The following is a 19,409-nucleotide window of genomic DNA, read 5'->3' as shown; positions in this document are numbered from 1 at the left end:
AGTAAGGAATATGCGTCATGCGTACACACTTCCAGCCTGCTATTTGGAAATACTTATTGAATGCTAGTTATTTACTTTGTTTGGCGGCTTCTTTCTTCTCGCGGGTCCGCTCCAGCCACTCTTTCTCAGCCTGTTTCATATCCACACCGGCCTTTGCCAGATAATTGTTGATGCGACCTTTATATTTTCCAAACCAGGCATGCTTTTTATCAGATGACTCGGCATCCATAGCATGCTCACGCGCCTCGGTTAACCAATCGAGTATTTGCTTTTTTTGCTCCGGGGTTATATTGGGCAACATTTCATTGTAGGCGGTCATGGTAACGTTCAATACGTTGTAGGTCATGCCGTTTTTAATGCCTTCCACCTGTTCAGGCGTACACAGTTTTGATAATTTAGCCAGGTATTTTGAGTGAAGTTTATCCAGTTGTTTATCGGCGTTGGCTGTCAGCTTTTCAATAGCAGCCTTATCCTTATCGGTCAATACGCTATCCTTTGCTTTGATCTCTTTGATCTTTGCATTCCGCTCATCGTGTATATGTCCCAGCGATAAATACTGATCGGCCACTACTGCCGATACTTTTTTATATACGGTAGAATCGGTAATACCTAACCCGGCAACGATCTTATCAGCTCTTTTTGCAATTACATCTTTGTATTCTTCCTGAGTTTGTTTGGCGGGAGTTGTTTGCGCAGAAACCGGACTTACAGACAGCACCATCATTACAATGGTAAGCGTCATCAATGCTACATATACACTTCCTGTACGTTTCATATGGACCATAGCGAAAAAAAATACCAACGGACCTATGCCGTAAGCTCTTTTTCTTTTTAGTTAAGTATGCTTTTTATTCTAACTATCTAATGATTACGTGTAAAGAACCTTGTATTCTATAAACAGCATGAGCCTGTTTATTCATAGTGCGGGGACTTAAGCCTGTCTGGTTGATTTGTGTAGATTTCGCAAGAAGAGTGTTTAGTTTGACCGGATATTGCGCTGGTGATAATTACTGGCTATTAGAGTGCCATATCAAACTTTGCGAATAAGGAATACCGGGCAAGCAAACGCTTCATATGCTCAATCATTTACATCTCCTTCAGAATACAATGGATCAGGACCACTTAACCAAATATTAGCATTGTTATCTGTTACGATTCATTTTACCTGAATAAAGGTACTAGTGGCCCTATGTGTAAACAATGTAAGGTTTCACTAAAATGATGGAATATTTCACTATTTCTTAAGAAATGCCCGGTAATCCTTTTTAATATGATCTACTGATTTTGCAGCACCATAGTAACTGGTGGCAATCCAGGTGAACTGAATTTTACAGAAATAGTTCCAGCTTCTGTTTTTGATTGAATGATGGCGAGACATAGACCGTTGTAAGCCTTATGGGAGGCAGCTTTAAACGATTCCATACTGGCGGGATAACCATTGTCCATTCCGGCAAGGATGCCTTTGCCAACGATTTCTACAGCTATTTTATTGTCAGCAGCGGGCACCAAATTGCCATTTTTATCAACAATTCTGACAGTTATAAAAGACAGGTCTTTTCCGTCGGCATGGAGGATTTTTTTATCTGGCACTATTTCGAGCCTTGCGGGTTCTCCTGCCGTATTGATGGTTTTTGTACTAACAATTCTGCCATTTTTACGGCTCACGGCTTTTAACGTTCCGGGTTCGTATTTTACCCGCCATTGTACGTGAAAATCAAGTGGTTGTTTTTTACGAATGCCCAATGAACGGTTATTCAGGTACAATTCTACTTCATCCGCATTATTATAATAAGCCCATACATCCACATCCTTACCCGATTCCCAGTTCCAATGGGGCAATACATGCAAAACTGTTTTGCTGGTCCATTCGCTCTGGTACATATAATAAGCATCCTTGGGAAAACCCGCCAGATCTATGATCCCATAATAGGAACTTCTCGCAGGCCATGGGTATGGTACTGGCTCTCCCAGGAAATCGAAACCCGACCACACAAACAACCCTGATAAAAATTCATATTGTTTTATAATTCGCCAGGTTTGTTCATGGGTTGAACCCCAATAAGCAGCTACATTATCATAAGCGGAAACCGTATAATCCGGGTTGCCATTCTCCACAAATTTTTGTCCTTTTAAAGGCCAGAACCGCATACTGTCTGCAGGCAGATCATAATGCCCGCGACTGGCCAGCGCCGACATGGTCTCAGTAGCCAGAAATTTTTTACCCGGGTATTTCTGCAGAAAATCAGGATATAATTGCTGATTATAATTCATTCCCATCAGGTCCAGTGCATTGGCCTGATAAATAAAGTTTTTGGTGGTATCAGTTTCTGTCAGGGCCGATGTTACCGGTCTTGTAGTATCGAGTTGTTTTACAATATCTACTAATTCTCTGGTATAAGTAATACCTGTACTATCGAACTGTTCGCGAATTTCATTGCCTATGCTCCAGATGATCACAGAAGGATGGTTGCGATCTCTTTTTACCTGGTCTTCCAGGTCTTGTTTATGCCATTGGTCAAAATCAATGTTGTAGTCGAACTTGTTCTTTTTCTTATGCCACATATCAAAGGCTTCATCCATCACCAGAAAACCCATTTTATCGCACAGGGCTAACCACTCCGGTGCCGGTGGATTGTGGGAAGTACGAATGGCATTGCAACCCATATCTTTCAGGATCTGTAACTGCCGCTCCATGGCCCGCACATTGATGGCGGCGCCTAAAGCGCCCAGGTCGTGGTGCATACATACACCCAGTAGCTTCATGGGCTTACCATTCAGCGAAAAGCCTTTTTGTACATCAAAATTAAAATAGCGAATACCAAACGGAGTTACATATTCATCTACGACTTTGCCATTCACTAATACCTTTGTTACCGCTTTATATAAATAAGGGTTTTCAACCGACCACAATACGGGTTTGTTTATAGCAGCAGAATAAGTATAGGTTGCTTTACCTGTTGGCCAGCCGGGTGCGCCATGCAGCCAGGCATTGCCTTTACTTACCAGTTTGCCAGCTGCATCATAGATATCTGTATACATGCTGCCATGTCCTAATTGCCCGGTGCTGTTATTTATTGTTGATTGAATTTTAATGACCGCTACACTGGAACTTATGGTAGCCGCTGTAATAAAAGTACCCCACTGATCAAGGGCTATTTTATTGGTAAGTACCAACCGTACATTGCGATAAATTCCCGAGCCGGTATACCAACGCGAATTGGGTTGAAGGGAATTGTCTACCCTAACAGCAATCACCTGTTCGGCTGAACCGGGATTACAATATTGGGTAATATCATAGCCGAATGAGATATAGCCATTGGGCCGTTTACCCAGGTAATGCCCGTTTATCCATACCTCACTGTTGCGGTATACGCCATCAAATTCTATAGCTATATTTTGATTGGCAGCAGTTGCCGGCAGCGTAAATGTTTTTCGGTACCAGCCAATGCCGGTTGGCAGGGCGGCCTGGTTGGGCGTACCCGGATTTTTTTCACTGAACTCCCCTTCTATACTCCAGTCGTGCGGCAGGTTGAGCGCCCGCCAGTCATTGTCGCTATAACCAGGTTCTTTGGCAACAGCCGTATCGCCTAACCAGAATTTCCAGTTGTTGTTGAAATCTATGATGGTGCGTTGGGCAGAGGCGATGTAGCTACTTAACAGGGCTACTACTATAATATAGAAATGTTTGTTCATTTAAATGCTTTTAACATGGTGCATGACCTGTAAGGTCCATCATTTGAGCTTAAACAATTATTAGGTTGAATTGGACCTGACAGGTCTTGCTCCAAAACCTGTCCCCTGAAATGGCGCCCCGCCTCAGCGGGGTGCCGATTAAGACCTGTCAGGTGCAAATCACCCCACTGCTAAGGCAAGCTCAAATGATGCACCTTACAGGTCTTACTTATCACTTCACAAATTCCACAATACTACTTCCTAAATCCTTCGACGTAGCCACCGCTATCCCCCGCTGCTCTTTGTTATTAACGCCGCAGTAAAAATGATATACAACACCGTTATATTTTACTACGAACGATTTATGGGCATAACGCTCATCATAGGGCGTTGAAGATTCTATGAGATTGGCACCCTGCCAGTCGGTCCAGTGAACGAGGTCGTAGGAGCAGGCAAAACGGTTAAACGCCCCTTTGCGGTCCTGCCAGAACGCACCAAAGTAAAACATCACATACACCTTGCCGATCTGTTGAATGACTGCATCGCCGGTAATACCCACCGGGTGGTGCATGACTGGCTTTGCCTGGAAGCGTACCCAATGCACCATATCATCCGACACTGCCATTCCAATACGTTCAAACCAACGGGTTTTCTTGTTATCAATGGCAGAATCGCCATTGGCATTATAATACATTACAAAAGGATAGCCGGTAACTCTTTCTTTATCCCAGATCACCGAACTCTTGAATTGTTTTTTATTTTCCCACCACCGCACATCGCTGTCTTTGGAGGTTAAGATGGGTTGCGGCTGCCGTTGAAACTCATGGGGAACCGAGGGGTCCTTTTCACTATAGGCCATACCGAGTGATAACAGCCCGGCCTCGTAACCGGTTTCCCGGCCACCAAAGTAACTCATCCAGTATTTTCCAGCGTAGGGCTGCCACTTGTAGCTGCCATTAAACTTTATATCTTCCAACGCTACATAACCCGCTTTTTGACTGGCATCCCACAAAGTGGTATCACTTGAGAAAGACAGTAGTCTGCCTTTGGTGGTCCAGTGAAGCAGGTCTTTACTTTCCGATAACCAGGTCTCATAACCACGGCCATCAAAGATCACATAGGTCATGTACCAGTTTTTTCCTTTGCGAAAAACGGTAGGACAGTCGAGTTTTTTACCATTGTCTGCCGGCACTACCACCAGCCCGTATTTATAAGGTGTTTTCACCTGTTCATAAATACGCTGCATTACCTTATCGGGCACGGTTGTATTTGTTTGCGCCCAGGCAGCCAGCATACATACCTGCAGTAAAATAACTCCGATGCTTTTTTTCACTGACGTTGTTTTAATGTAGATGGGTACCGGCGTAAAATAGTTGGCACCAACATCAATTTTTGCAAAGATATAAGCGTTGAGAATACATTTATCGCAAGAAGACTGTTTTCCGTGACGTCTAAGACTTATTTACTACTTTTAACCCCAATATAATTCCGCTCAAAATAAGCCGTCATGAAAAATCTCTTCCAGACCCCTAAAAAAATCACCCTTATTGCACTATTCGCTGTTTCAGCATTTAAAAATACAAAAGCCCAGACAATTGCGTTTCCCGGCGCCGAAGGTTATGGCAAATATGCAACCGGCGGCCGCGGTGGTAAAGTGGCCGTTGTTACCAATTTGCACGACGATGGCCCCGGCAGTTTCCGTCAGGCCCTGGCGGAATTTCCCGAAGAGCCCCTTACTGTTGTTTTCCAGGTTTCGGGCATCATTGATCTGGAAACTCCTTTGGTATTGAAAAGATCGAATATAACCATTGCCGGACAAACAGCGCCGGGTGATGGCATTTGTTTGAAAGGACATTCTTTTATAATCAACGGGGCGGGTAAAGGCGGCAACCGCGGCAACATCATTATCCGGTATATCCGGTCAAGACCCGGAAGCACTTACTCGCTGGGCGTTTATGGACTGGATATAGAGAACTGTCACGATATTATAGTTGACCATTGCTCATTCAGCTGGGCCAATGAAGAAGTGGTAGCGGCCTATGACACCAAAAACATTACCATTCAATGGTGTATTGTAAGCGAAGGTTTATATGAAGCAGGGCATCATAAAGGGCACAGGTCATACGGTGGTGTATGGGGCGGACAAAACGCATCTTTCCACCATAACCTGTATGCGCATTTAAACAACCGCACAGTTCGTTTTAATGGCGCCCGCGCACATGATACTATGGCGCTGGTTGATTACCGCGACAATGTTAATTATAACTGGGGCAGCAAAAATGCCTGCTATGGCGGTGATGTAAAAATACCCGGTGGTGTTTCGCGGGTGAATATCGTAAACAACTATTATCAACCCGGGCCAGCAACAGCCGACACCCTGCAATTCCTGCATGCGTTATACGCTAAAAATCCTGATAACCGGGTAGGCGAATGGTTTATCGCCGGCAATTATATGGCGGGCAACAAAGAACTCACCCAAAATAACTGGAAAGGGGTTGATCTGTCAGAGCTGCCTGAAGCCAGCCGTGCCATGGCAAAATCTGATTCTGTTTTTCCGGTAATGCGCATCTCCAATAACCAGGTGGCTAAGGAAGCCTTTAAAGCTGTACTGGAGGGCGCCGGCGCTACCCTGCCCCAACGTGACTCAACCGATATCCGCATTATTTATGAAGTGCAACATAAGATCGCTTCTGGCAAAGGGGTATTTGGCAAGGCCGGTATAATCGATAGCCCCATGGCTGTTGGCGGTTGGGCCACTTACAAACAAGGCAAACCTTTAAAAGACTCCGATGGCGATGGCATACCTGATAGCTGGGAGAAGGAGAATAACCTGAACCCCAAAGATCCAAAAGACGGGAATGCGGTTAATAGTGAGGGATATACGAATTTAGAGGTGTATTTGAACAGCCTGGTTACACCGCGTTCTTAAGTAGCAGTTATTAGGTTCGTAAGTTAGGGTTACTAATACAAAACGCTGAACGTTTATTATAAGTTCAGCGTTTTGCGTTATATCTTTTTCCGATGTATTAAGACCTGTAAGAGCTTGTCCGCCTTTGGCCGAACCAGACCTGTCAGGATCGCTTAAACCCACTGAACGTTCAGACTCAGATGGCGAACCTTACAGGTCTTGGCCCTGCCTTCTGCCTGGTCAACTGATCAACTGGTTAATTGGTCAACTTCCAATCAACCCTATCAACTCGCCTTCAGTCCAACTTAATAACTTAATAACTCAATAACATAATAACTCATAAACTTGTATTCCCCTACTGCACATCCACACCACCAATAGCCACACCCTCCGCATCAGTAGCGGTTATGCGTACGGTATATTTACCGGCATTGATCATGGAGCCGCTGGTAGTGGTAAAATAATTCCATTTCCCTTCGCGGGCATTGGTAAATTCCATGGCTTCTGTTTTCAAAACAGTGCCATCGGCCTGGATCAGCTGCCAGGTTGCTTTGCGTATTGCGGTTGAAGGGTTGTAATACCGGAAGGTAATGGAATATACATCTCCCACTCCAGTATTAATAGTAACATCAGCCTGTCCACCAGCTGGTTTTGTAAATACAACCGATTCTCTTTTATTGATGGTTTGACGGGTAGTTCCATCTCCGCTTGTTACCGCCTGGTCCATTTTATAGCTGGTGGTTGCTTTTTGGTCGAAGGGCGGTTGCAGGGTGGTTACGGGGGTTACGATCACAGAATACAGGTCATTTATAGTCACGGTAGCATTTGCAGTAAACCGTTTGCGCAACAGCTTATAGGTACCTTTCGTAGTCTGCAATACCATTTTTGTATCCTCATATGTCTTCAACCAAAACGGCCGTTGCAGACTGCTATCCATGGCTACGAATACGTCGGCATCAGCTGTAACGGTAAATGACGCCCAATCCTCCTCCTTATCTGACGATTGCTTAACAGGCATCTGTATCAATTCTGCACCGTATAACGTTGGTGGCAATGCCGTAACAGCTACATTGCTATCGCAATATTGTGTATCGCCGGTATTCAACCAGGTTTGTACCTTTATTTTTTTAGCTAAATTTTTGTCCTCCACATTCAGGTCCCTGATCAATAACGGTGAAGGCGCTGCTGCTTTCACCTGTTGATCTTTTGTAGAAATGGCAATGGCTGAAATAACTGCCTGTCCAACTGCTACGTTCGGAAATGAGATCGTTAATTGCCCGCCTGTAACATGTACAGGTACAACCTCCTTCAGGGCACGGTTACCTACCCTTGACCAGATATCCAGGTTTTTGATCACCGTTTTATTATTGATGGCTACATCAAACATGCGCCAGCCTTTAGCATTCATATTGCCGCGGCACCACCAGGGTTCTATAAAATACAATTCAACGAGGTAATCTCCATCAGGTACCGGAAACTCATATCGCAACTGTTGCAAACCATAGCGGAATGTTTGCAACAACGGCTCATCTTTTGTGTATGGAATGGGATCGTTACTCTGGCGCTGACTGGCATAAAAGGCAGGCATGCCGGGGAATTGTTTTGTCCAGCTAACAGAGCCCCAGGTATTGGCTGATTTTTTCTCGCGATCAGCCAGCCAGGTATTACCCTGACTATCTTTGTAATCGGGACCACCGCAATTCACCCGGTATAAATAGTTCTGCCCCAATGCAGGCGATATCAGCAACCCTAATTTCCCATTGTATGGAGAAGAAGTCTCTTCATACAACGAGGAGAAATGAGGCGACATGGGCAGGTGCTGTAACACAATAACATCGCGTGTCACTTGCTTTCCATTCACATAACCTACTGCATACAATACATTGTATTTTATATCCACCTCATCCCATTGAAAATGGGTGCCGATGCCATTTCTTTTGCGTTTGCCTAAGGATTCATTATTTACATCATTGAACAATTCCACTTCATCACAATTGGAATATACTACTATCCCATCCTTCTTCCCGGGGCTTATCCAGCGACCGGGCCAGGTATGCGAAACGATATACACCATAGGGGAGGTTTCCCTGGGTGCATAGTTGGCGCGGTACATATAGAACACATCCAGGGGTTCTTCCCAGGGCGTTAACAATCCTTTGTAATTCACGGGGCCAATGCGATCGAGTTCACGTAACCCTTCCCCACTCTGCACGCGGCCGGGGTTGTCGTGCGAAGTATAGATCCAGAAGAATTGACCGCAGGTGCTGTCTTTCACCGACTCGGCCAACCGAACTTTTGTTTCCATCAGCTGGGTCATGCGGTCTTCACTCAGGGTCCCGTTCTGCACAAAACCGCCTTCGGTATGCAGATCGAGCGTGCGCCAGGCGCCATACTCCCCTATCAATTGCTGCCGGACCACATCACTGCCATAAGCAGCGGGATTACCGCCATAGGTACCTGTCCAGTTCTGGGGCACATCCCAGTCAGTCCCTTCACCGCCATTGCAGGTGGTAACTTTCCGTTGTGCAGAAGCAGTGGGGTCCAGTTCCCGGATCAACTCCGTGCACTCGCGCGCAAAATCTTCAGGGATCTTGCTTTCATTTTGCAAACCCCACAAAACCAGGGAAGGACTGTTGCGCCGTTCTATCACCCATTCTTTCAACAATGCTTTAAAGTTATTTTTAAACTCGGGCGTGTTGTACCATACGTGGGCGGAGAGTTGCGTCCACCAAAGCAGCCCCATACTATCGAGCAGGTGTTGATAGCGCAGGTTATGCGGCTGGTGCGCATCGCGGAAGGCATTGAAGCCAACTGCTTTTATTTGCTGCACGCGGGCGCTTACTTCGGCATCGCTAAAAGCATGACCGCCGCCCATCAGGTGCTCGTATTCGGCAATACCATTGATGAAGACCGGTTTTCCATTCAGGAAGAATTGTTTGGAAGTACCGCTACTGCCCACCGGCCAGCTGATCCACCGGATGCCATAGGCCGTTTCTGTGGCATCAATTACTTTTCCATTTTGCAATACCTCCGTTACCAGCGTGTAACAATAGGGATCGCTCAATGACCACAGACGCGGTGCCTTTATCACAGGCAATTGCTGCGGTATTTCTACCACAGCGCCCGGTTGCAGCGTACTGTTAGTGGCTATTGAAACCACCGGCTGTTTCGCCTTGTTCATCAGGCGTTGACGGATAGTAAAAGCAACCGGTTTATCGCTGTAATTCTTAACCGTTGTAGCCAGGCGCAACAGGGCCGACTTTTCCGACACCGCTGTATCGTTCCAGATGTGCACCCCAAACGGTTCTACCCGAATAGCATTGGTGGTTATCAAATGGACCGGACGAAAAATTCCCATGGGTTGGGACCCTTCACTAAATCCGCGTTCATCGGAACAGCCGCCACAAACCCAGGGCAGGGTTTGAATATTGGCCGGATGATCTGCCCGGACTGCTAACAGATTCGGTTTGTTATTATCAATGAGCAGGTCAGTAATATCAAGCGTAAAAGTAGTTCTGCCACCGGCATGTTCACCTGCTTTTTTACCATTCACCCATACAGTTGCAAACGAGCCCACTCCTTCAAACCATAAAAAATAACGTTTGCCTTTTTCTTTTTGGGCTACTGTAAATGTTCTGCTATACCAGGCATACCCATGGCGGTTGCCATGTAATAAACGGCGATAGCCTTCGTACGCATCCCAGTTGTGCGGCACATTGACCGGCTGCCAGCCTGTTGTTTTGTACGCCGGATTCTCAAACCCATCAAACGCATGCTGATTGGTATCATTCGCAATGGATAGCCAGTTACTATTCAACAAAACATCCCTGCGTTGGCCCGAGGCCTGCAATACGCACAATACCGAAAAGAGAACAAGAAGATCTTTTATTATGTTTCGAACCATCATATTCATTTTTGCTGTTTCGCGTTTGTTAAGCGCTTGCGCCAGGCAGCCATTAGGCATAGCTAAATCCTCCCGATGCATCGTGAGGCCGCAACGTGCAGACCCACCCCTACCCATCCCAGGAGGGGATCCATTAAAACAAGCATTAACTAAACGACAATACCTGCCGATTAACGGGCCTGAGCGCAGCGAAGAACAATCCGTTGCCGCGCAGAGGCTTTCTGCCCTCTGCCCTCTGCCTTCTGCCTTCTGCCGTCTGCCGTCTGCCGTTTCACGATTGCCTATTGCCTATTCAGGCCACTATCAAACACATAAGTACCATTTTTCTTAGTAACCACTTCTATTTCCTGAGCGCCATATTTCAGTCGACACGTATTTCCATTCTTAGAAACCAGTTTTACCTGATGTAATTTCCCCTGTTTCCAGGTTATATCCAGCACAAAACCACCACGGGCGCAAATGCCTTTTACTTCGCCGTCGGGCAATTCGGATGGCAAGGCAGGCAACAGCTCAATAACACCGGTATGGCTTTGAATGATCATTTCAGCAATACCCGAAGAGCCGCCAAAATTACCATCTATCTGGAAGGGCGGATGCGCATCGAACAGGTTATTATATACGCCACCTCTTTCGCGGCCATTATCATCGATGGCCGGAGTGAACAGGTTCTTGATCATCAACAAGGCATGATCCCCCTCTTTAAACCGGGCCCATACGTTCACTTTCCAGGCAAGACTCCAGCCGGTGCCCCCATCGCCCCGATAGATCAACGACTGGCGGGCCGCTTTCATCATGGCAGAATCTTTCCAGGTTATATCAGAACCGGGGAACACGCCCCATAAATGAGAAATATGGCGGTGTTGATCATTTACATCATCAACATCTTCCATCCACTCCTGTAATTGATTGTGTTTACCAATTTTGTTAGGGGCAATTTGCGGGATCAGCGTATTCAGCCTTTCAGCAAAAGCAGCATCTGTTTTCAGCACAGCGGCGGCGGCACTGCAATTCCGGAACAACTCTCTGATAATTTGGTGATCCATGGTTGGACCAGCCACCAATCCACCATGCTCCGGTGAATTGGAAGGCGTGCTGATGAGATAACCGCTTTTAGGGTCTTTTACCAGGAACTTTTCGAAGAACTGCGCGGCACCCTGCAGGTTAGGATATTGCACCCGCAGAAAAGCGGTATCCTGGGTATATAAGAAATGTTCCCAAATATGTAAACACAACCAGGCTGCGCCGGTAACCCAAATACCGTGGTTACTCGCATTGATAGGCGCGGTGCCCCGCCACAGATCGGTATTGTGATGGAGTACCCAACCCGGCGCATCATAGTGATCTTTTGCTGTTTGATGACCGGCCACGGCCAGTTCGTTTATCATTTTAAATAAAGGCTGCGTACAGGAAGAAAGGTTCAACACTTCGGCAGTCCAGTAATTCATTTGCAGGTTGATGTTGGTCGTATACTTACTGCCCCAGGGGGGAGTTAACAGATCGTTCCAGATCCCCTGCAAATTGGCAGGTTGTGTTCCCGGGCGGGAAGAAGCAATCAACAGGTAACGACTGTACATTAAAAAAGTGGGCACCAGCGAAGCATCGTCCTTCATATTGAATTGCCGGATGCGTTCATTAGTAGGCAGGTCACTATTTTTTCCAGCCGGAACCGTAAAACTAAAAGTTGAAAACAATTTGCGGTATTCACTTACATGTGCCGCCCTGATGGCATTGTAAGGAACGCCTTTAACACGCGACAGGGCCGCTTTACAGACAGCCACCGGATCGCCCGACACCTCTTTATAATTTTTGAAACTGGTAGCGGCTACCAGGTAAAAGCTGGCTTCGGTAGCCTGTTGCAGATTGATGGCGGTATCACTCACCGTTAACTTGCCACCGGTAGCCGTAGCATACAAATAGCCAGCAGCTTTTAACACACCATTGCTTACCTCCAGCGACAATGAGAGCGTATGATCATCAATTTTTTGTACAATGTATTTTTTATGAGGCGTATTCAGCACCGCCTGTAACGACAACGCGCCGGGTTTGCTGGCAGTCAGATGCATCACCACACATTGATGCGGAGCGCTGATAAAATATTCGCGGTTATAGGAAACGCCATTTACGGAATAGGAAATTTTGGCGAGGGCACTGTCCAGATCGAGGGAACGTTTATAATCCCTGCTGTTGTTCCCATGGGCAAAACGGAAATACAGGTCCCCAAATGGCAGGTAGTCGGCCTCATAACGCGGCAGTGCCGGTGGGGTATCGTTCTGAATAAAATATTTCCAGGTATTACCCAATGAAACGGTGTCTGCATCACCACCTTCAGGATATACTACCAGGGTCCTGGCAGTACTCTTTACCCCGATAAAACCACCTTTATCAAAGAAATTGATCACCTGAACAGCGAGGGTATTTTTTCCTTCCTTTAATGCCGAAGCCGGAATGGTATATTTTCTTTTTTTACTGATGCCTTCATCGTGACCCACTAATTGTCCGTTTACATAGGTGAGATCCAGATCGCGGATACGGCCCAGATCGAGCACCAGGTCCTTACCCAGCCATTTTGCCGGAACATTGAACGTGGTACGGAACCAAAGGGAACCATCAGTGCCTTCCAATCCAACCCGCTCCCACCCTTCGGGTGTTGGCAGTTGCATGGTTGGCCAGTTATTGTCGTTATAATCAACGGCGGCCGGCGCTGTTTGCGAGATCACCGATTTAAACCAGTCGGCTTTCTGTAATTGATAAGCGCTGTCATCTGGGTCTTTCAGGCCCATAAAATATTTCTCGCCCATTGCTTCTGCTTCCGCCTGTTTACCCTCGGCCAGTAACTGGCGAATGGGTTGCAGGTATTGCGCCGCGCCAGGATGGGAATAAGCACGCGGACGTCCGCTCCACAGGGTTTCCTCATTCAGTTGTAAATGGTCTACCCCTACTCCCCCAAACACCATAGCACCGAGGCGGCCATTGCCAAGCGGCAGGGCATCCGTCCAGGCAGCAGCGGGTTGCTGATACCATAAGCGGAGCGGCTGTTTTTGCGCATAGGCCCCCGAAAAGGGACTAACAACCGTTAACAACAGAGAACATCGAAGCAATGATTTCAGGTACATAGATAACTGGTATATAAGTATAAAGACGGAACAAGATACGATCAAGTTGCAAGTTTTGCACTTTTAGTAGTTGAAAGTTGAAGGTTTAAAGTTCAATGTTTTAGTTAAAATGTCAAAAAGACAAATACAGGTTGAGTTAACAAGTTGACCGGTTGACCAGTTAACCAGGAATACAGTTTTTTAATTCGTTATTTCTAAAGTTCGTAGGTTTCTATTGTTGGCAGGGAAATGGGGATGGTGCCGGTATTGATTGCTTTGTTTATCCGATGTATGGTATCGCTCCGGTACAGAACTGGGTTTGACGGCAACTTTGTTCGGACTTTGTTCGGATTTCCCTCGGGGACATCCGAACCTTCCCAGGGAGAGTCCGAACAACTTCCGAACATTGTCCACAGCATTACCGGCACAATACCGGCGCCATACCAGTCAATGGCCTGCTTTCCCTATAACCAGGCAAGACACTTATAGACCATTGTAGACATAAATCGGAAACACAGGCCATTGTAGACGCACCTAGACATCCCTGTTATGTATATACCAATAAATGCGTTTACCTTTGTATAGTATTCGCGTTTACAGCTCTTTGACATAGGGATTTAGTTTACAAGTTGACCAGTTAACAGGTTTAAGGCAGGTAGATCCTGGATAAAAGTGGCTGGTTGATACAGTTGACTAGTTGGCCGGTTCGCGAGCCCCCGCCCGAACGACGTTCAGTCGGGCGGGCACTCACAACTCACAACTGACATGCTGAATAGTGAACCAGACGTACAAGTGAGTGACACAACGAAGCTGATAGTAGTACCAAGCCCGCCTAATAGTTTGCCTATTGCCCATTGCCTATTGCCCATTCCCCATTGCCTCGTCTGCCGTCTGCCGTTTGCCGTTTGCCGTCTGCCGTTTCACGATAACCCACTGCCCATCCCTACTGCCTATTGCCCATTCACCATTGCCTCGTCTGCCGTCTGCCGTTTGCCGTTTCACGATAACCCACTGCCCATCCCTACTGCCTATTGCCCATTGCCTATTGCCCATTCCCCATTGCCTCGTCTGCCGTTTGCCGTCTGCCGTTTGCCTTCTGCCGTCTGCCGTTTGCCTTCTGCCGTCTGCCGTTTGCCGTCTGCCGTCTGCCGTCTGCCGTTTGCCCTTCTCCCCATATCAGGTAATTTCCCTTACTTTGGCGCAGATATACAAACCAGATAAGCTATGAGCATGGAGCAAGCCCCCGAAGCTATTTTTGAAAAGGAATTTCAGGCAGCCATTTCCCGGTATCTTTCCAAACCCGGCGTTGATGTGGGCCTGAAAATGCGGAACAAGGAAACAAACGAAGTGATGCTGTTTGCAGAAGCATTTCCCGAGGCCTTTGCCAACTGGCAAACGGTGCAGTCGTTACCAGACAGACGCGGCATCATTTATTCCGTGCTGGATGGTTTTATGGGGAATGACCTGCAATTATGGCAAATCATTGAACGGTTTACCGATGACCGTTACCCGCAGCGGGCTTTGGAAGCGGCCACTACCCATGCCGATGCAACCGACAAAGGCAATTCAAATTATTGGGCAGCGGTGGCAAAAGCGAACCTTGTTTTAACCAGCTATCCAGATGCGGAGGCCAATGCCCTTAAAGCATTATCACTCGAAATGACGAACGACAGGGCAAAAATGGTACTGGCAGATGTTTATCATGCGCTGGGTAAATTTGAAGACGCCCATGCTTTATACAATGAGATCTTACAGGACCGCCTGCCCAAAACAAACGCTACCTCTCTTTCATTTGCCCAACTGGTAGGGTTTGAAGGGAACATCCTGCCCTCGCCCTTCTATGCGCTCGACTGGTTACAAAGCCATCCCGATACTACCATCGACACCTGGAACTGGGCCAATGATGAATTTTATTACAGTCCGCACTTCAGGGCGCAATTCGCGTATTATTTGATAAAGCAGCAAGAAACCGTAAAGGGATTGGTAAAGTTGTTTACACTCGCCAAAGAAATGCCCTGGTTTAAGGAAGCCGTGATCAACAGCTGGCATTTGATCAATCAGCTGGGCATGGCAGGCAATATGCCTAACGACAACCGCTGGCTCGAAGAAACGATGAAAGCCAATCAGTGGGACCCTCATGACCCGGGATTGCAACGGATAGAGGTCTGAACTGGGATTGCTGGGATTAAGGGATGATTGGGAAAAAGATCTGTAAAGACCAGGGGCTTTCCTAAAATGGCTCATCCGTTCGCTTGTACCTGTAACGTGAGTGAGAAGAGCACAGTAATAATTGACTATCAGCAACATACGATTCACACGTTCCTGCCTAAAGGTTATACATAGCTGAAATACAACTTTTTAATAGCATGCTCACTCATTTTTGTTCGGGATTTGTTCGGGTCTCTCTAAGGGAAACAGCGTGTTTTCTTTGGGAAAAGCCGAACGTGACCCAAGCAATATATAGGGCAGATACGGTGCAGACCCGAAGAAAATGCCTTTGGGATGCCATACATATGCCATCCGAATCCCATAGCCTATGGCATTCGGATGGGATTCCGATGGGATTATGGCCGGGGAAATGGCCTGTTTTAGTATATCTGGAGAGAATCTGACAGGGATGTCACTAGCTCTTTCTATCGCACTGACAGGACTCCTCAACCACTCAAGTGTAGAATAACACCGACCCTGGTAGCATCGGCGCCGTAATTTGCCTTAAAACGACTTCGGCCTCATCAAAGAACCCAGAACATCAAAAAACCAAAACAAGGGCCAGAATCGCCTCCTGCGACGTTACAGGCCATTCTTTTCAGATCCGTCTCTGTTTCACTACCATAACCAATTCCCCAGGCTCAATTTTAAACCCAGGGTTGGTTATTACAGCAAATCAGCCCCGCTTACAGTTTTATTACTTTTTGATTGAGCTGCATGTTATCCATGCATAACAGTATTATATAGTTTCCGGCTGTAACATTATTAAGCTCATTAACTAGGGTACCATTCGTTTTCATACAGTTTAATTCAAGGGTGACGAAATAGAAAATACGAATGGTCTTCCAGGGATTATTGGGATAAATCTTAGTTAATAAAGATATTGGAGGTGATTACCAGGGGAGGCTATGTTAATGGCAGAAAGGATATGGGAAAGCCTTCTATGTTTAAAATTAATAAGCCGTTTTGAAGATTGCAAGCGCCAACATTTTTTTTTGTGCAATAGATGATCCGAATCAACAAACCACTAATCTATAATAGATTGTGGTCAAAAAAAATAAACTTATTTATACTTTTTATTACCTTGCATGCATAGGATAAGGTTTAATGGTTAATGGTATTTGATTAGTGCAGCCTCCCGACGGGGAGGCTTTTTTTTTATTCTACATCCAACTTTAATGAATAGCACCACAGGCTGCTTCCAGTTCCTCTAACACCCGTAAAACATCTTTAGCTGGAAGCAAGTTGTATTCCCGGTAACTATTTCTGGTTAGTAATAATTCACAATTCCCGGGATCGTCCTTTTCATATACCACGTCCATATTTTTATTGAATAACATAAATAATACATTGGACTTTTCATAAGTGATCCGTGTGAGGCGGGTAATCTCTTTACCATTAACCAGTATTTTGTAGTTAATATCGGCTGAATAACTGCCATTCATTATATCCGGACTTACGCCCACTATATTTCCTTTTGTGACCGCAAAGTTTTGCTTTCTTTTAAATGGCCCTACCCATTCAAGATAGATCACATAGGCAGTTAAGCCCAGGAATAACGCCGCTATAAATAACCAGACCTTTTTTCGCATTGGGGGTAGATGTTGTAATTGTCTACTAATATATAAAAATACCAAGGCCCTCGATTAATTGAGGGCCTTGATTTCAGTATAAACAAAATACATCAATAAATTTCATGATAATCCATATCCTTTACAACCTGGAAATAAAAAACCTCTTTTTGTTACATACCCCATAGGACATCTATAAAGACTGCTTTTTATCTCAGTCCAGCAATTATATTTTACTATTTATTTTTGAATGAATTAACAACGCAATCTCCAAAGCGCATATCATTTAGATTATACTTACATCCCGTTGGCTCAGAGGCATCCATTGTTGCATACTCCATAAAATAATAATCTCTAAGAATCTTTGACAATTCAGCTTTATTAATCGAGTTTGAAAAACTCGGACCAATCCAACTCAAGGATAACGAGTCTCCCATTTTTTTACCTAAGTAACTGGTACCTTCATAATACCATCTATGCGTTTTATCTGGATACAATTGCCTGTAACTTGGATTTTTAACAATTATAAAGGCTGCCATTTTTTTTAAATCGCCGTAATAAATAATGGTATCAATGATAATTTCTGTCATCTCAAAATAAGCAGTATTATTAAAAAAACGTTCATGATTTAACAAATCAATTTTAAGCCGCTCACAAATCAATAAACTGTCTTTTAAATAATCATCTTTATTAACAACCACATTATTGATGAATTTATCGGGTGTTATTATTTTACTATCTTTCCCAGAGCACATGCAAAACAACAATAAATAAATAAATAAAAATAAGCTTAACACAGACTCATGTTTCATAATAACTTATTGTTTAATCCAAGTTTGATTATACTCGTCCCACTTATACTTCCCTTCAGATAAAGTACTAATATCATTAAAAAAGGTAAATATGGAATGATCTGTACTGGTTCCTGTATTTGTATGGATGTTTTCCTCAGGCAAACCTTTTTCATCTTCGTTTGCCAACCAACCCATCCCTAAAGCATTATGCTTGCCTGCATGTTTAAATTGTTCGGTTTTTATATCTGGGTCAGCGTTAATACTCGCACCTTCATAAGGATCAAAATCCGCAATTAGTGTTATTTTTATTTGTTTTTGCTGTTCAATCGGTAACGTTTTTATATATTCTTTTAGAGCACGAACAAATCCACTTCCATATGCTCCACCCATACTATGGGTAATAATTTTTATAGTTTCAATTATATTACCATTTTTATCACGTGCTAAACTGGCAATAATTTCAGCTGCATCTTTTTGCCCCTTTAAATAACCCATATAGCTTCTACCTTTTGCCGAAGATGCCACTAGGCCATAACCCGCTATACCAAGAGGTTGCCAACCACCAAGAGCTCCATCATAATATCTTGCATGATGATCTTGTAGCTGGTCCATAACTTTTTCATCAAAATTGTTTACCACTTTATTGTAAATTGGTTTATACCAGGTACCAAAACTACCTCTATTAGGTTCATATCCAATTACAGTTTTCTCTGTAGTTCTCCAATAAGACGCCCCGGGAGAGCCGAAACCAAAATGGTTACCATTTACAAAAATCACAAGGTTTCCATCTGGATCTAAAGCATTAGTAGGTTGATTAAGTGCATAGACGTATGGAGAAGTTGCAAAATATAATTCTGCTTTATTATCTGTTTTATTCCATCTTCCTATCTGGGCATCATACATCCTCGCTCCATAATCATACCATTCCAATCCACTACCATCGCTAAATTCTTTCTCCTGCTTCTCCTTACCATTGTATTTATATTTATTTTCCGGGCCACCTAACGCCTTCGAACTTATCCCCGCCATCGTTAACCCAAAAGGATAATAATGTGTTTCTTCCAGCAAGGGCCCCCTTGTATGAATAACTTGCAGGTTATCAAAGAACACTCTAACCGAACTTTCATTGCTTACGTACACATAAAGATAACCATTCCTGGCAATGTCAATTACTGACAAATGATGGTCTTTGATACTATCAGCAGCTCCTACCCGGTCAAAATTCCCCGTTAACTGCGCACCACACCCCTCCCTAAAACA

General features: G+C 45.0%; 11 protein-coding genes. 2 read left to right on the top strand and 9 right to left on the bottom strand.

The window, feature by feature from the left end; genetic code table 11:
* Positions 1-67: 67 nt before the first annotated feature.
* From J7I42_RS27440 to J7I42_RS27430, 3 genes are all read right to left on the bottom strand, one after another.
* On the bottom strand, positions 68-775 hold the full coding sequence (locus J7I42_RS27440; RefSeq protein WP_209142233.1) for a DUF3826 domain-containing protein: 708 nt from the start codon (positions 773-775) through the stop codon (positions 68-70).
* A gap of 500 nt (positions 776-1,275) precedes the next feature.
* Complete coding sequence (locus J7I42_RS27435) at positions 1,276-3,693, bottom strand: glycoside hydrolase family 2 TIM barrel-domain containing protein (protein ID WP_209142231.1); 2,418 nt, start codon at positions 3,691-3,693, stop codon at positions 1,276-1,278.
* A gap of 211 nt (positions 3,694-3,904) precedes the next feature.
* Positions 3,905-5,005, bottom strand: a complete 1,101-nt coding sequence (locus tag J7I42_RS27430; RefSeq protein ID WP_209142229.1) for a glycoside hydrolase family protein — start codon at positions 5,003-5,005, stop codon at positions 3,905-3,907.
* Positions 5,006-5,179: 174 nt separating this feature from the next.
* Between J7I42_RS27430 and J7I42_RS27425 the strand changes: the two genes are divergently transcribed.
* A complete protein-coding gene (locus J7I42_RS27425; protein WP_209142227.1) occupies positions 5,180-6,601 on the top strand; it encodes a hypothetical protein in 1,422 nt (473 codons plus the stop codon).
* Between the two features lie 334 nt (positions 6,602-6,935).
* Here J7I42_RS27425 and J7I42_RS27420 read toward each other — a convergent pair whose 3' ends face one another.
* From J7I42_RS27420 to J7I42_RS27410, 3 genes are all read right to left on the bottom strand, one after another.
* A complete protein-coding gene (locus J7I42_RS27420) occupies positions 6,936-10,484 on the bottom strand; it encodes a malectin domain-containing carbohydrate-binding protein (protein WP_209142225.1) in 3,549 nt (1,182 codons plus the stop codon).
* Between the two features lie 281 nt (positions 10,485-10,765).
* Positions 10,766-13,597: a glycoside hydrolase family 95 protein gene (locus J7I42_RS27415; RefSeq protein WP_209142223.1), complete on the bottom strand. Its 2,832-nt coding sequence runs from the start codon at positions 13,595-13,597 to the stop codon at positions 10,766-10,768.
* Between the two features lie 1,007 nt (positions 13,598-14,604).
* On the bottom strand, positions 14,605-14,751 hold the full coding sequence (locus J7I42_RS27410; protein ID WP_209142221.1) for a hypothetical protein: 147 nt from the start codon (positions 14,749-14,751) through the stop codon (positions 14,605-14,607).
* A 49-nt stretch (positions 14,752-14,800) separates the two neighbouring features.
* Between J7I42_RS27410 and J7I42_RS27405 the strand changes: the two genes are divergently transcribed.
* Entirely contained in the window at positions 14,801-15,745 is a 945-nt protein-coding gene (locus J7I42_RS27405) for a tetratricopeptide repeat protein (RefSeq protein WP_209142219.1), read from the top strand.
* A 1,214-nt stretch (positions 15,746-16,959) separates the two neighbouring features.
* On the opposite strand, the gene J7I42_RS27400 is transcribed toward J7I42_RS27405, so the two are convergent.
* The 3 genes from J7I42_RS27400 to J7I42_RS27390 all read right to left on the bottom strand — a co-directional run bounded on the left by J7I42_RS27400 (position 16,960) and on the right by J7I42_RS27390 (position 19,328).
* Positions 16,960-17,376 carry a hypothetical protein gene (locus J7I42_RS27400; protein WP_209142217.1) on the bottom strand — a complete coding sequence of 139 codons (417 nt, stop codon included), beginning with the start codon at positions 17,374-17,376 and terminating at the stop codon, positions 16,960-16,962.
* Between the two features lie 215 nt (positions 17,377-17,591).
* Entirely contained in the window at positions 17,592-18,167 is a 576-nt protein-coding gene (locus tag J7I42_RS27395) for a hypothetical protein (protein ID WP_209142216.1), read from the bottom strand.
* 6 nt (positions 18,168-18,173) lie between these two features.
* Positions 18,174-19,328, bottom strand: coding sequence for an RHS repeat domain-containing protein (locus J7I42_RS27390; protein WP_209142214.1), 1,155 nt, complete (start codon positions 19,326-19,328; stop codon positions 18,174-18,176).
* Positions 19,329-19,409: the final 81 nt, after the last annotated feature.

The organism is Niastella soli, from assembly GCF_017742245.1.
In the GTDB taxonomy this organism is placed as follows: domain Bacteria; phylum Bacteroidota; class Bacteroidia; order Chitinophagales; family Chitinophagaceae; genus Niastella; species Niastella soli.
Note: the sequence above shows the minus strand (reverse complement) of the source record. Positions and strands in the feature narration are given on the sequence as shown.